This is a genomic window from Paenibacillus sp. S28, assembly GCF_016624415.1.
Lineage (GTDB): Bacteria > Bacillota > Bacilli > Paenibacillales > Paenibacillaceae > Paenibacillus_AQ > Paenibacillus_AQ favisporus.
This window is the reverse complement of the sequence record NZ_JACVTM010000007.1, coordinates 116,890-131,437: the sequence shown is the minus strand read 5'-3', so window position 1 is coordinate 131,437 and position 14,548 is coordinate 116,890. Positions and strand designations below refer to the sequence as shown.

At 46.3% G+C, this 14,548-nt stretch carries 16 protein-coding genes and 2 pseudogenes; 15 read left to right on the top strand and 3 right to left on the bottom strand.

Annotation, left to right across the window (positions count from 1 at the left end; all coding sequences use genetic code 11):
- The first annotated feature begins 284 nt into the window (after nt 1-284).
- The 8 genes and pseudogenes from IAE55_RS18340 (at nt 285) to IAE55_RS18310 (ending at nt 5,940) form a co-directional block, all read left to right on the top strand.
- Complete coding sequence (locus tag IAE55_RS18340; protein WP_145163804.1) at nt 285-584, top strand: IDEAL domain-containing protein; 300 nt, start codon at nt 285-287, stop codon at nt 582-584.
- Between the two features lie 220 nt (nt 585-804).
- Entirely contained in the window at nt 805-1,287 is a 483-nt protein-coding gene (locus tag IAE55_RS18335) for a DUF2975 domain-containing protein (RefSeq protein ID WP_200633472.1), read from the top strand.
- Between the two features lies 1 nt (nt 1,288).
- A pseudogene (locus IAE55_RS34365) lies at nt 1,289-1,363 on the top strand (helix-turn-helix domain-containing protein); the annotation flags it as partial.
- Nucleotides 1,364-1,456: 93 nt separating this feature from the next.
- Entirely contained in the window at nt 1,457-2,335 is an 879-nt protein-coding gene (gene rarD / locus IAE55_RS18330; protein ID WP_200633600.1) for an EamA family transporter RarD, read from the top strand.
- A 283-nt stretch (nt 2,336-2,618) separates the two neighbouring features.
- Nucleotides 2,619-3,077, top strand: coding sequence for a MarR family winged helix-turn-helix transcriptional regulator (locus IAE55_RS18325; RefSeq protein WP_200633471.1), 459 nt, complete (start codon nt 2,619-2,621; stop codon nt 3,075-3,077).
- 78 nt (nt 3,078-3,155) lie between these two features.
- Nucleotides 3,156-4,139 (top strand): aldo/keto reductase, encoded by a 984-nt coding sequence (locus IAE55_RS18320; protein ID WP_234489664.1) that lies wholly within the window; start codon nt 3,156-3,158, stop codon nt 4,137-4,139.
- Nucleotides 4,140-4,173: 34 nt separating this feature from the next.
- On the top strand, nt 4,174-5,052 hold the full coding sequence (locus tag IAE55_RS18315) for an SDR family oxidoreductase (RefSeq protein ID WP_145163814.1): 879 nt from the start codon (nt 4,174-4,176) through the stop codon (nt 5,050-5,052).
- 342 nt (nt 5,053-5,394) lie between these two features.
- Nucleotides 5,395-5,940, top strand: a complete 546-nt coding sequence (locus tag IAE55_RS18310; RefSeq protein WP_200633470.1) for an HAD-IIIA family hydrolase — start codon at nt 5,395-5,397, stop codon at nt 5,938-5,940.
- A gap of 38 nt (nt 5,941-5,978) precedes the next feature.
- On the opposite strand, the pseudogene IAE55_RS18305 reads toward IAE55_RS18310, so the two are convergent.
- Nucleotides 5,979-6,128 (bottom strand): annotated as a pseudogene (locus IAE55_RS18305) (TetR-like C-terminal domain-containing protein); the annotation flags it as partial.
- Nucleotides 6,129-6,178: 50 nt separating this feature from the next.
- Between IAE55_RS18305 and IAE55_RS18300 the strand changes: the two are divergent.
- The gene (locus tag IAE55_RS18300) at nt 6,179-6,601 is read left to right on the top strand and encodes a hypothetical protein (RefSeq protein ID WP_116230307.1); all 423 of its coding nucleotides are present in this window, start codon (nt 6,179-6,181) and stop codon (nt 6,599-6,601) included.
- Nucleotides 6,602-7,031: 430 nt separating this feature from the next.
- Nucleotides 7,032-8,522: an alpha/beta hydrolase family protein gene (locus IAE55_RS18295; protein ID WP_200633469.1), complete on the top strand. Its 1,491-nt coding sequence runs from the start codon at nt 7,032-7,034 to the stop codon at nt 8,520-8,522.
- A gap of 138 nt (nt 8,523-8,660) precedes the next feature.
- On the opposite strand, the gene IAE55_RS18290 is transcribed toward IAE55_RS18295, so the two are convergent.
- The gene (locus IAE55_RS18290; RefSeq protein ID WP_145163821.1) at nt 8,661-9,371 is read right to left on the bottom strand and encodes an SDR family NAD(P)-dependent oxidoreductase; all 711 of its coding nucleotides are present in this window, start codon (nt 9,369-9,371) and stop codon (nt 8,661-8,663) included.
- 103 nt (nt 9,372-9,474) lie between these two features.
- Here IAE55_RS18290 and IAE55_RS18285 point away from each other — a divergent pair, with 103 nt between their 5' ends.
- A complete protein-coding gene (locus IAE55_RS18285; protein WP_105442783.1) occupies nt 9,475-9,834 on the top strand; it encodes a MerR family transcriptional regulator in 360 nt (119 codons plus the stop codon).
- Nucleotides 9,835-10,134: 300 nt separating this feature from the next.
- Here IAE55_RS18285 and IAE55_RS18280 read toward each other — a convergent pair whose 3' ends face one another.
- On the bottom strand, nt 10,135-10,779 hold the full coding sequence (locus IAE55_RS18280) for a TetR/AcrR family transcriptional regulator (protein ID WP_325168664.1): 645 nt from the start codon (nt 10,777-10,779) through the stop codon (nt 10,135-10,137).
- An 86-nt stretch (nt 10,780-10,865) separates the two neighbouring features.
- Here IAE55_RS18280 and IAE55_RS18275 point away from each other — a divergent pair, with 86 nt between their 5' ends.
- The 4 genes from IAE55_RS18275 to IAE55_RS18260 all read left to right on the top strand — a co-directional run bounded on the left by IAE55_RS18275 (nt 10,866) and on the right by IAE55_RS18260 (nt 14,226).
- Entirely contained in the window at nt 10,866-11,426 is a 561-nt protein-coding gene (locus IAE55_RS18275) for a cysteine hydrolase family protein (protein ID WP_200633468.1), read from the top strand.
- A 16-nt stretch (nt 11,427-11,442) separates the two neighbouring features.
- Nucleotides 11,443-12,645 (top strand): multidrug efflux MFS transporter, encoded by a 1,203-nt coding sequence (locus tag IAE55_RS18270; protein ID WP_200633467.1) that lies wholly within the window; start codon nt 11,443-11,445, stop codon nt 12,643-12,645.
- A 205-nt stretch (nt 12,646-12,850) separates the two neighbouring features.
- Nucleotides 12,851-13,501: an MBL fold metallo-hydrolase gene (locus IAE55_RS18265; protein WP_200633466.1), complete on the top strand. Its 651-nt coding sequence runs from the start codon at nt 12,851-12,853 to the stop codon at nt 13,499-13,501.
- Nucleotides 13,502-13,773: 272 nt separating this feature from the next.
- Entirely contained in the window at nt 13,774-14,226 is a 453-nt protein-coding gene (locus tag IAE55_RS18260) for a DinB family protein (RefSeq protein WP_200633465.1), read from the top strand.
- Nucleotides 14,227-14,548: the final 322 nt, after the last annotated feature.

Sequence of the window (14,548 nt, the reverse complement as noted above, 5' to 3'; positions counted from 1 at the left end):
GAAAAATCACAATGCGTGCCAAGAAAGCCAATGGTGATAACGTTTATTTGAGTTAGATTACATTAAGCTAAAGGGGAACCGATAGCTCAATGAATACAGGTGAAGGTTACAGCGAACATTATGATCCGCGATCCAATAATATAAACTGACCAGACGCTAACCAAAGGTAACTAGGAATATTCAGGCGCTTTTTTCTAATTTGATGTCATTAAGCATAAACATAAACATAAACAAAGGCGATCCTTTAATTCTAAGTAACAGATTCATTGGAGGCTGATGGGATTATGACCGAAGGAGATTGGGTATTTGCCAGCTACAGAGGGCAGAAGGTAACCGGCTTTTTGTTGCTGATGCGGGAATCCACGGTTTTGGTTCAAGCCACAATTCCACATGATTTGGGAATTATCGAAGTTTCTACGGATCGGGTTTCTTGGAATAACAACGCTGTGATATGTATGGACGATTTACCGGAACTTATAGATCTCTCCTTGGATTGGAAAGATAAAGAGTGGTTTGAGAAGTGGACACACGAACTATCGTTATGGAAGCGGTTAACGGATCAAAATGTATCGATGAGGTCGTGAATGAACAGGCCCGGTGTTAAACCGATGCTATATCTGGGCTGCAGTCGTTAAGTTAACGGACAGTTTTGTTGAATGAGTTGTCAATTTAACATTTTAAAGGAAGAGCATTTCTTTGTCATGAGAAATGCTCTTTATTTTTATATAAAACGATATTAATTTATTGTAAACAATAAATTATGTGGCAAAGTAAAAACTGACATTAAATAAGTGAGGTGCACTTATGAAACGAGGAACAACACTCTTTTTAAAGATGGCTGTTATTATGATCGGAATACCAATTCTCGCATTGTGCATATTTTTAGTGCCTAAGATTGGGAATTTTGCTGGAGAATTGTATCCCACAATAGTTTATATGAAATCTCTCGTTTTAATGGATATGTACGCAGCAGCGATTCCTTTTTACTTTGCTCTGTATAATGCCTTTAAACTTTTAAGCTATATTGATAAGAACCAAGCGTTCTCGGGATTATCGGTAAGAGCATTAAGAAATATAAGATACTGTGCCATCACAATCAGTACCCTGTACCTGTTAGGTATGCCACTCTACTATCTCATGGGAAGGAGAGTTGACCCTCCAAGTTTCATACCGATGGGATTGGTCATTATTTTCGCCTCTATGGTGATCGCCGTTTTTGCCGCTGTTCTCCAAAGACTTTTACAAGAAGCAATTCATATAAAATCAGAAAATGATTTAACGGTCTGAAGTGGAGCAAATGGCGATTATTTTTACAATTGATGTGATGTTAGTAAAACGAAAAATGAGCGTAACGGAGCTTTCGGGGATTTGAGCTAAAATATTAATCCCTTTACTTAAACGATGATCGAGGCGTATAATCCGTTAAGACATCGGAGTAAGGAGAGGGAAAGTGATGATGAACAACGGGTTGGTTAATGCTATTATCGCGTATATTATGTGGGGGGTTCTCCCGCTTTATTGGAAGTTGTTTAACGATGTGCCGGCAGGCGAGATACTGTCACATCGGGTTGTCTGGTCGTTCGTCTTCATGGGAATTTTCGTCGCCGTCCAGCGTCGCTGGGGTGACATGAAACGGATTGCGGCTAGCCGCTCGCTCCTGCTGTCGCTCACCGCTAGCGGACTGCTGATCGCTGCCAATTGGCTCATCTTCATCTGGGCGGTCAACAACGACCATGTCGTCGAGACAAGTCTCGGCTATTATTTGAACCCGTTGGTGAACGTGCTGCTTGCGGTTGTCTTCCTTCGTGAGAAGCCAAACCGTGGCCAATGGCTCGCGATTGCCATTGCTGGCGCCGCGGTGCTCATCATCGCCATCGACTACGGACGGTTCCCATGGATCTCAATCTCACTGGCTGCGACGTTTGGTTTGTACGGCCTCGCGAAGAAGAAGATCGGACAAGACGCTTCTGTAGGCTTGCTATCGGAGACAGCTGTAGTCCTGCCCGTTGCGCTTGGTTACTGGATCTATTTGGCGGCTGTGGGAAAAACGACGGCATGGACGTTACCTGTGTCCACTTTCGTCGAACTGCTTCTTTCTGGCGTGGTAACAGCGCTACCGCTGCTATTCTTTGCGCGAGCGGCCGCCCGGATGTCGCTGTCCACGCTCGGCTTCGTACAATATATCGGGCCGACGATCATGCTGTTACTGAGCGTATTCGTGTTCAAGGAATCGGTCTCGCCGGTTCTTCTCATTGGCTTTGCGCTCATCTGGACAGCGCTTGTCGTATACGCTACGGCATCGGTTCGCGGCACGAAACTCGCGAAGGCTCGCTGACGGCGGCATAACGTCTACCCGGTACCGTTATATCAGCCATTTCCGTCCGCTGAGGGGGAGATGGCTGTTTTCTGTTCGGGGTTAAACTAACGGGCAGGATAGTTTAAGATTCATGTGCGGTGAATGTTATCCTAAGTAACTGCGAATTCAGTGAATAAAAGGTTAAAGAGGCCCTGCAGGAGAGATGGAATGAGGGCAGTGGCGTACAATACATACGAGTTATTGACAAAAATAACTACCCCATATATAGTGTAGTCATCTACATAAATTAAAGGAGAAACCTATGCCAAGCTTTTTCGATATGTACCCTTATAGCCTATACATCAAAGTTATTGCACAACGGGTCCGGGAAATCATCGACCAGCTTCTGAAGGACCATGGCTTGAATAGCTCGCAAGCGATTCTTCTCTCGCATATTCATCAATCCATTGAGGAGCATATAGAGATCAATCGAAAGTATCTTGAAAAAACAATGGCTTTAAGCGGTCCATCTGTGACAAATTTATTGAACGGTTTGGAAAAGTCCGGATTTATCACGCGTACTAGCAACCCTAAAGATGGACGCAACCTTCGTATTGACATAACAGATAAAGCCAAACAATTTCTTAGCGAGAGGAGTGATGCCTTCTCGAAATCTGAAGAATTGATCACACAAGGGATGTCGGATGCCGAAAAAGCCATGTTTGTTTCTTTGCTGACCCGTGCTTTTGAAAACGTTGAAAAACTGCCGCCGAATGGATGAATTTACCACATTTGATTATTTTTTTGAACAAATATGTAGACGGCTACATAATTTTATTTTTAAGTTCAGGAGGTTTCCATGATGAATGTTCAACCAAACGGACTGGAGCTATCCAGAATCGGACTCGGCTGCGGCCATATGTCAAATGTCAATGAAGCTGTCAAAAGTGCAGGCATTGCTGCCATTCATACCGCTTTTGAGAGCGGAATCAATCATTTCAACACAGGGGACTTTTACGGTGCCGGCCGAAGCGAAATGGTCATCGCCGAAGCGCTCAAGGGGTACAAAAGGGATGACTATTTTATATCGCTGAAGTTCGGAGCACTGAATACGCCAAGCGGCTCCTTGTACGGACTGGATGTTTCCCCCCAACATGTTAAAAACTATCTTGCCTATTCGCTCACACGACTCAATCTTGACTATATTGATCTGTATCAGTCCGCAAGAATTGATCTGGGTATTCCTGTAGAAGAAACGATCGGCGCCATTTCCGATTTGGTTAAGGCCGGCTATGTCAGACAGATTGGAGTCAGCCAGGTTGACGCAGAGACGCTGAGAAGAGCGCATGCCACGCATCCGATCAGCTGGGTGGAAGTCGAATATTCGCTTTTTAACCGAAGTATCGAGAAAGAACTTTTGCCAACTGCGAGGGAATTGGGCATCGGCGTTGTTGCTTTTGGGGCATTGGCTCACGGTCTTCTTGCCGGCCAATGGACAGATGAGCGGATCGAAAAGAGCAAAGGCGGCTATGTTCCATTGTTTTTTGAAGAGAATATAGGAAAGAACGTTGCCCTGGCCAAAATACTAGAAGAGATCGCCGTAAAAAAACAAATGACGTTATCCCAACTGGCGTTTGCATGGATATTATCCAAAGGTGAAGACATCATACCGCTTATCGGTACCGTATCGCCGGTTCATCTTCAAGAAGCTTTGCAATCACTCGATATTCATTTGACCGAAGAAGATATCAGGGAAATTGAAGATGCAATACCAGAACAGGAGATCGCCGGCGCTTCTTTTCCCAATATGCAATTCAGAAACGGGAAGACTGTTTGCGTATAAACACGATCATACAAATGAAAGGATGTTGTTTGTTATGATTATCGTTACCGGAGCCAATGGGAAATTGGGGCGGGCCGTGGTAGAACAACTACTCAAGCGAGTACCTGCCGAGGAGATCGGTGTCAGCGTCCGCGATCCGAATCAAGCACAAGAGCTTCGAGAACGTGGAGTTCGTGTCCGTCGGGGCGACTACGACGATGCCGAGAGTCTGCACCACGCTTTTGAGGGGGCGTCACAGGTTCTCATCGTTTCGTCCGGCATCATGGGCGAGGCTGACATCCCGCATGGCATTCAGCAGCATCAAACCGCGATTGACACGGCAAAGAGGGCAGGAGTTACTCGGGTGCTATACACAAGTCATATAGGTTCTTCCTCAACATCACACTTCGCCCCTATGATTCACCATGCGGCTACGGAAAAACTGCTGAAAGCTTCAGGTATGGCCTTCACATCGCTCCGTAATGGCTACTACGCCGCATCGGCACTCCTGTTGATCGGTGGAGCCATAAAAACAGGGGAACTGATCGCTCCTGAGGATGGTCCGGTTGCCTGGACAGCCCACTCCGATTTGGCCGAGGCTGCGGCGGCGATCATCAGCGAGCAGAAACTGGATGACATAACCCCCCATCTTACGGGATCCGAGGCCATTGACATGGAAGGGATTGCGTCAATCGCTTCCGAGGTCTTGGGGCGGACCATCCGCCGAATCGTTGTGTCGGACGAAGAGTTTCGAGACCGCATGATGGCTCAAGGCGTGCCGGAAGCGAGTATAAATATGCGGATGGGGATGTTTCTGGCAAGCCGTCAGGGCGACTTCGCTCAAGTCGATCCGGTTCTGGCTGATTTGATCGGCCGGCCTCCGAAAAGTTTTAGAGAGGTCCTGAAAGAGTCGATTTCTCAACAGCAAGGTTGATTGAATTAAAATATGCTAAGAGGGCGTCCATATGACTGCTCCAAACTGTCGGTAAAGTGACGGTGTAAGACGACAAGACAGCATATTCGTTTGGTAGCCGCGTATCTGCGGCTATTTTTGTTTTAACGATATATGTTCTTGTCAAACCCGACAACAAGAACATTATGGTTTACGGAAGCAATTCGACGTCCATTTGGACCCTCCGTTCTCGGGTTTCGCAAGTAGTTCTATCATGATAAGATAGTAGCCGGTCAGAATGACCACCTGCTTTAAATTACTTCATAGGATAGTATTAATGAGAGGCAGCATATAACTTTTATAAAACAATTTGGTGGTGATTACTTGTCAACTTCGAATAAAATTCAGGCTGTATTTATCGACAGGGATGGGACGATTGGTGGCTCTGAAGAGGTTATTTACCCTGGTGCCTTCAAATTATTTCCTTTCACGAAACAATCGTTCGAAAACCTTGGGAATGCTGGGCTACCAATTTATGCCTTTACAAATCAACCAGGTATATCGCGCGGAGAAGCAACGATTGATGATTTTCAGAATGAACTAACATCCTTTGGCTTTGATCATATATATATATGCCCACACCAACATGAGGAGGGCTGCACCTGCCGCAAACCCTCTCCAGCTTTGCTAATACAGGCAGCAGTAGATCACGCTTTGGAGTTGAAGAATTGTGCTGTTATTGGTGATAGGTGGACCGATATGATTGCTGCTCAAAGAGCGGGGTGTATCAAGGTGCTAGTAAAAACAGGATCTGGAGAGAAGGATTTTGCCAGATATCGTGATAATCAATTTTTTGGGGAGTGGCTTGAAGCTGCTCCAGATTATGTAGCTGAAAATGTATTAGAGGCTGTCAGCTGGCTTTTAAAATAGCTATTCAACTACCGGAATGACAAATGACCAGTAATGTTCTATAGACTTCTCTCCAATAAGGTTCCAACTTGTTTGGCCATAATTTGCGGGGGATACGGCATTTCGTTTCTACTCCACCATTCTATTATCCCTACATAAGCGGTATTAGCATATTGCAGCATAAAATCTTCACTTAAATCCACTTTTTCTGCCCATACTTTTGAAGCAGAGTGAACAAGGAGGAAAGATAATAGAGTTTATGAAAAATCGATTAGAACAAGACATCATTTCAACAGCGGAGAGCTTTGCGGAAAATTTTTCGGATCGGGGTCATTTTGATTTTAGCATTCAAAGTCTACGAAAACTAGACGATATTCTCGAAGAGTTATGTGATTACAAATTAGATAACGACGCATTGAATTCTGTTTCATCTATGGCTGGAAGTTACATCTTTGAAGTGGCAAGAAGGAATTATGGAGGCCAGTACTATTGGGTACAGGATAGAGACCAACCTGTTTTGGTTACCGGTGAGCCTGATTATTCAATTTCTATATTTGCATTTGATAAAGTTAAAGGCAGAATCCAGAACGGTAAAGAAGATGAGATTCCATATTATTTTGACGGCTATATTGAGGCAGTTAAAAAAGGTAAGAAAACCGGTTACCGCGCTACTATAGTTTAGATGATAGGAGATGAAGCGAACGAGGAACGTTAGATGAACATAAAGTAAGGACGCCGTTCATCCTGACGACGAGTCCAGAGCAAAAGAGATTTTAGCAACGCTCGAGGACGGCGGACAAGTGGAGATGCCGCTTAGAAGATGGATTGGAGCCCGCTAATCGTGAAAGACAAGTTCGGGGTTGCGTTCCATGTGAAAGTCCGGGCGAGCAGTCGAAGCAATAAGCAGGAGAAACAAGTACTTCTTTACATTCAGGGCTTTTACACTGACCCCGACTCATCATCGGGGCTTTTTTGTTTTGTATGGATGATTGCGTAGAAGCGTCTTACTAAATTGCAAGGGAGATGTAAGGAAAGTCGATAGCTTAGACCAGCCTGGCAAGGATAACATTGGAGCAAACGAAAACCGAGATTTTCTAAAAGGAGGAATCGAGATGAGGCTGTTTGAACTGTTGCTTTTGTTGTCGAATATCGGCATGTTTGCCTTAACAGTCCTATTGAAAAAAGGACGGCGTAGAGTTCCAGTATTCGTTGTAAGCGGGATCGCCACACTTGTACTGGTCATTCATTGGACGGTGGAAGGATACAGAGTTCAGCTCCTATTCTCATATGGTATTACGATCATATTTTTAGCCATTTCAGGTTATCGCTATTTTAATAAAAAAGGTCCCAGAAAAATCCCTCGATTCATATTGGGTTCTGTTTATACCGCTATAGCGATCATGCTGGTCGTCACAGCGGGTCTCATGTATGCTTTTCCAGTGTTTAACCTACCCGAGCCGACAGGCAATTTTAAGGTAGGAACGCAGACTTTTCATCTCGTGGATACAAATAGAGAAGAGATTTTCGACGAAGCTAGAGATCGTAAGAGAGAGTTGATGGTCCAGGTATGGTATCCGGCTCAAGCAGGTACTGGCAAATACGCTCCCTTTATTCCCGATACCCCGATTTTACGTTACATGGCTGCGAACTATGGCCTTCCCGGATTTACATTTCAACATCTGAAGTATGTATCTAATCACGCTTATTCGGAGGCTGAAATCTCTTCGGCACAGACATCATACCCGCTGATCCTTGCGAATCCCGGCAACGGCTCTTCCAGGTTCCTCCACACGTCGCAAGCCGAAAATCTCGCGAGTCACGGATATATCGTAGCCGTGATCGACCACTCCTATAATACATTTGCAACCGAGTTTCCGGACGGTCGAATCACGACCAGCACAACCGACAATTTATTCTCGCCCGACCATGATTACGCGACGGAAAGAGAGAATCGCGACAAGTTGGGAAAAGTGTTAACCGACGATGTGGCTTTTGTGCTGGACCAATTCGAGCTCATCCAATCGGGGCAGATTCCAAGTCAACTACATGGGAGGATTGATCTCGGTCATGTCGGAGTGTTCGGTCACTCCATTGGCGGAGCGACCGCCTATGATGCTGCTTACGATCCGCGCATTGCGGTGGGAATAGACCTTGATGGAGGGCTTTATCGTCTGCGTGACAAAGAGGGGCTGCGAAAGCCATTTTTATTCATCAACTCGGAAAGCTATTTCGAACAATTAACAAGGGTGATGAATAACCGGGTCTACTCGGATGAAGAGCTTAACCGTATGGGGTCAACAAGAGAGTGGGAAGATCAAGTAGCGGCGGATAAAAAGGTGGAGCTTGAACGGATGCGCGAAACGGTCGAGGAGGGGGGACAAGTTCTCTATATCGATAATACGGAGCATTTGAATTTTACTGACATACAGTTCATTTCTCCGATTTTTAAGATACTGGGCATTACAGGGGAAATGGCGCCGGAAAGAGCGAACACCGTTATCAATGCCTATATGCTGGATTTTTTCGATATGTATCTGAAAAATCAAGGGGGAATCTTAATGAAAGGAGAGGATAGCCACTTTCCGGAGGTCAACCGGATGTGATAATGAAACCAGTAAAATTTATAACGAGGAGAACGGCATCCTAAATAATACGAAGAAGGGAAATCCCTCTAGGATCTCCCTTCTTTGAACTACATGTGTTAGACCAGGAGCCTGCTAAACGCAAGGCTTAGAAGTTGATTACCAAGCGTAAATGCCTTTCTCATCCAGAAACTCGCCGTTATGACGTTTGCCATCTATGGCATAACCCACGATAATGGCAGCAGCGGCTTCCTTGGATTTACCGCCTGCGGCATTGCCGTTGAGATCGGTGGTTGTGAACCCTGGCGTTACCGCAAAGACTTGAGCGCCGCTGTTTCTAACTTCATAAGCCATCGATAATGTCATGGCATTGTTTGCCGTTTTGGAGGAATTATAATCAAAAGCGTTTAGAGTGGATTCCGCATTTTGCATATGATCCAAGGAGGCCATGTCGGTTGAGACGTTGATGATGGTTCCTTCGTTGTTCTTGATCAACGGGAACAGACGCTGGTTCAAACGGAAGGTGCCGAAAAAGTTAACTTCAAAGGCGTTTCGCAAATTCTCCTCTTTAGTATCCATAAACGAGCGGGAGAATGCACCAGGCATGCCAGCGTTGTTAATCAGCAGTCTCAAGTCAGGATAGTTTTGTTTGATCGTATTGGCAGCTTGTTCAATAGACTCTAAGGATTCCATGTCTACTTGTACAAATTCTACGTCCAGTCCTTTGGAAGTCAACCCAGATACGGCTGCTTCGCCGCGTTCGGTGCTGCGGGCGCCTAGAATGACTTTCCAGCCGGCTTCACTCAGCTGCTTAACGATTTCAAATCCGATTCCTTTATTTGCTCCGGTTACGAAGGCGGTTTTTTTCATCTCAAATCCCTCTTTCTGTATAATGGTTATGCTACCTGATTTATAAGTTACTATGCTACACTTAGTGTAGGTCAACATAAATTTTTAATAAGTGAGGGGTTATATGCTTACAATCGGAGAAGTAGCGAAATCAGTCGGAATCAACATCGGTGCGATCCGTTTTTACGAGAGAAAAGGATTGCTGGAACCGGCTGCACGCAGCGAGCAGAATAACCGTTTATATACGGAGAACGAGTTGAATTGGCTGGTGTTTATCAAATGTCTGCGTGAAACCGGAATGAGTGTGGAAGATATCAAAATGTATTACGACAAGGTCAAAGAGGGTACCTCGACCCTTCCGGAACGAATTCAACTGATTCAAGACCAGAAGCAAAAGCTGCTGGATGACATTGAAGCGAAAAAAAACCAGCTCGTCCATTTGGAACGAAAGCTTGAACGGTATTATCGCGGGGAAAATTACTAGAACTCTGGGGTGAAAATCGGTATAGGTAAGATACCAAGAGCATACACACTTGTAGCAATGTTATCGATTAGGCACCGAAAGAGCTTCCGCTGCTGCTTGGGCGATGAACTCCGCAACAGCGAGCTGATCGACGTATCGATGTTAATGTCTTCGCTCGAATCAGGTTGATATTTTGAGGAAAATAAATAAGGAATGGATACGAGCTTTTAGATAAACTGCCCCTAGACTTGAACGTAACTGTTCGAGCGCTAGGGGTTGTTTATTAGGGAGAGCTATTCGGAGGGTTCTCAAGAGTCTTTATCACAAGTGGAAAATAAAGCAGATCTGTTCAAATATCGACTCTGGCGAAAGGCCGCGGACATCTCTTTGGATAGAATAGAAGTCACGGCTCAGCACCATCTGGAGCATATCGGCTTTAAAAACACTGTCACTGTCTGCACTTAATGTCTCGGAAGCCGCAATCTTATCGAATAACGACACAAAAATTTTGTTCAGCTCAATGTAGATGGGGCTGCTTGTCCGCGACTTGGGTCGGTTTGTCTGCGAGGAGTCTTCGACGCCAATCAAGAGCTGCGATTTCTTCTCGCGAAACCGGATGAACAATCGGATAAAATATTTCAACTGCTCTTGCGCCGGCTCCTTGTGGTGTTGCTCCAAGTAGGACTCGTATTCTTCGAATAGAAGGTCGGCGCTGTCGCGGATCAAATCCAGGCACAATTCACTTTTGTTCTTGTATCGCCGATAGAGCGTTCCAGGCCCGACCTGCGCTTCCGATGCGATCTGGTTCATGCTGACGGCTTCTACACCATGTTGTTCAAACAGCTGAAGCGCCGCATCCAAGATGCGCTGACGATTCGCCGCCGCGTCGCGGCGTTCGGAACGGGCTGGGGATGTATCGGTTTCTTTCATCTGCACATCACGTCCTTGAATTTCGATTTCAATCACGGTTGACAAGTGGAGACATCTCCGCTTAATATGAAGTGGAGGGTTCTCCGCTTAATCATATCATATGGACTAGGAGTGTTCAACGAATGACACAAATCAATTGTGCTTTGTTAGTTATGGACTTGCAGAACGCCATTGCCGGGCACCTCGGCGACAAGAAAACGCTGTTCCCGTATAAGATGGCGCTGGAAGCCGCACGCAATCACAACATTCCGGTCGTCTTCGTGCGGGTCGCCTTCCGCGAAGGCTATCCGGAGATCAGCCCGATGAACCAAATGTTCGCGAGAGCGGCTCAATACGGCGGCATGACGCTGAACGACGAGACGACGCAAATTCATCCGGAGCTGGCTCCTCAGCCAGGAGAGCCGATCGTTACCAAGAAGCGCATCAGTGCCTTCACCGGCAGCGATCTGGAGATGATTCTTCGCGCTAAGGGCATCAACAAGCTTATTCTGAGCGGCATCTCCACGAGCGGCGTTGTACTGTCGACGTTGACGGAAGCAGCGGACAAAGATTATCAGCTTACCGTTCTATCCGATGCTTGCTTCGATCCCGATCCAGAAGTGCACCGCGTTCTGCTCGAGAAAGTATTCACCAAACGGGCGGATGTTGTGACGGTAGACGCGTGGGTCGATACTTTGGTGTAAAGAAGGCGTATTTGTAATGGAGATTTGGAAAAGAAATTTATGGGTCTGCTGGTTCGGCATGTTCATGACGGGTGTTGGCATGAGCCAGATCGCGCCTGTCTTGCCTCTCTTCATTAAGCAGCTAGGCGTTGAGAACGCATCCTGGATCTCCCAATTGTCCGGCGTCGCATTCGGTGTGACTTATATTATCTCCGCCATATTCTCGCCAATCTGGGGACGCGCGGCTGACAAATACGGTCGCAAGCCTATGTTGCTCAGAGCCAGCCTTGGCATGGCGATCGTCATCGGCTGCATGGGCTTTGCGCCGAATGTCTACTGGCTGATCGGTTTAAGGTTGCTGCAAGGCGTTATTACGGGCTATGGCACGGCCTGCACGACGCTGATCGCGACCCAGACGAGCAAGGAACATTCGGGTTGGGCTCTGGGCACGCTATCAACGGCCAACATCGCGGGCTCCCTGCTTGGACCGTTGATCGGCGGCTTAATCGAAGAGCATTTCGGGATGCAGAACATTTTTTACATCACGGGTGGCTTCATGTTCATCGCCTTCCTGACGACCTTATTCTTCGTGAAAGAGACGTTCGTCCGTACGGAAAAAAAGGTGCCGAGCTTCAAGGAAGTCTGGGCTCAAGTTCCGCAGCCAAGCTTAACGATCACCTTGTTCATTACGTACTTCGTAATGTCGATCGCCACATATTCGGTCCAACCGGTGCTTACGGTCTTTGTCGATCAAATCGCACATCATCTGGGCCACGTCGCATTGATCTCAGGAGCGATTTTCTCGGCTTCGGGATTGGCTAATATCATTGCTGCTCCTCGGTTGGGGAAGCTGTCAGATAAGATCGGGGCACATCAGATCATGCTCTTCACTCTGATCGTGGCAGGTATATTGTTCATCCCGCAGGCGTTCGTCCATAATCCTTGGGAACTGATGGCGCTTCGCTTCCTGCTAGGATTGGCGGCAGGCGGGCTAAATCCTTCGGTCAACGTCTTACTGAAGAAGATCACCCCGTCCAATCTGACAGGCCGCGTGTTCGGATTGAATATGTCGGCTGCCTATCTCGGCGTCTTTGGCGGTTCGGTGCTTGGCGGTCAAATCGCAGGGCATCTCGGCGTCCGATATGTTTTCCTTGTCACTGGCGCATTGCTCTTAATGAATGCCATTTGGGTTTACTTCAAAGTGTACGGTAAGCTGCAGAGGGAGAAATTGCTAGAATAACGCTCAGAAACAAAGCTCAGAAACAAAGCTCAGAAACAAAGCAAGGAACAAAGCAAGAGACAAAGCTCGGAAACAAAGCTTAAGGTACAAATTGCATGCACAGCCAAAGCTAAAAACGCCCCAAAGTGATATGTATTTACTTTCTGTTGCTGGGGAACAAGGGGCCGGAGTCGCGACCCGATAAACGAAAGGAGCGCATCAAATCATGCAGATCAAGTGGTATGGCCATTCGTCATTCCAGTTCACCTCGGACGCCGGAACCAGGATTCTTATCGATCCCTACTACAAGTTCCTCGGCTACCGCATGCCGGTCCCGATCGAATCGGACATCGTCGTCGTGACTCACGATCACGGAGATCACAATAAGATTCAAGCCGCCTCAGGCGATTACTTGGTCGTGAACGAGCCGAAGGAGTACAGCGTAGGAGACGTGGATATTAGCGGCTTCCGCACGTTCCACGACAAGGTGAACGGTCAGAAAAGAGGCCCGAACATCGTGTTCCGCTTCCGGATGGACGGGTTGACGATCTGTCACTGCGGGGATCTGGGCCATCTGTTAACGGAGGAGCAAGCGAAAGCCATCGGCCCGGTGGATGTCCTCCTCGTTCCCGTGGGCGGAAGGATGACGCTGGACGGGGAGGAGGCGGCACAGGTGATGCGGCAATTGCAGGCGACCGTGGCGATTCCGATGCACTACAGCACGAAGGCGCTCGGCCTACTCGGACGATTGTTCTTCGCTAAGGAGGATAAGTTTCTCCAGGCTGTAGGGGCGAAGACGACCCACGTTCAGACGCTGAACTTGTCCAAGGAGAACGTGCCCCAATATGCCGGTACCGTGACGATGGAGTATAAATAGCAGCCAACCAGCTTCTGTGAGGAAGCTGGTTTTTTCCTTTTCTCCTCAAGCTTGGCTGCTGCCTTCGAATGAACTCTCCGAAGAACGGGACGCCCGTCGACAAGAACATACATGCCTTTAGTCGCTTAGCCGTGGTTTTTTTGTGATTTGAAATATGTTGTTGTCAAAACCCCATGTAATCCAAGGCACAAAAGTCAGAACTAACGTTCTTTACATATGCGTTGTTATTGGATTAAATTAACTTATCCCATATCAGAAATGGAGGTTAATAAATGAGTAATAAAGCAGCTTTAAGTTATGATCAAACAGCAGAAGAAATACTAAAGTATAAAGAATTCGATGAACAACGCCTTCTTGAGCCAATAAGTGAAGGTAAGTGGTCAGTCAAGGAAATCATAGGACATCTATATTATTGGGATAGGTTTATTTTACGGAATCATGTCCCATATATGAATGAGGGTGCAAACCTGAATGCTTTCCCTAATCATGACTTACATAATAGAGAAGCCATCGAATACATAAGTGTTTTTACAACAACAGGTTCTTTAATAGATGAGTTTGTCCTGAATCGAAGAATATTAATTAAAGCGATATCTGGAATCGACAGTAATGCTAAGTTCACAATTGGTTCTGGAAAACGTCAATTTACAGTTGATAAATACTTGAAGATATTCATTGACCACGATTTTCATCACCTTAAACAAATGAATGAACGACTAAGCTAACGGGATACCATAGTTGAATAACTTACAAGTAAGAAGCTGCCGGTTGCTGACCGGCGGCTTCATTTTGATCGCGCAAAGTTTTACCTTCTAGTTTAATACTTTGTAGTCTCTTCTTCCGCCATTGACAGAGGTGATTACCGAATGGTTACTTCCTGTAACAGAAACCATTCTCCTGATAAAGGAACTCGCCTTTTTGCTGAACGGCAACCTGATGCTACTCTAGGTTGAGGTATCGCATGATCCTGATGTATTTGCCAAGCAGAAGTAAAAAAACATTTTTGAGGGCGAGGATAATCCCAAAAATGAACCAGCAGCATTAAAG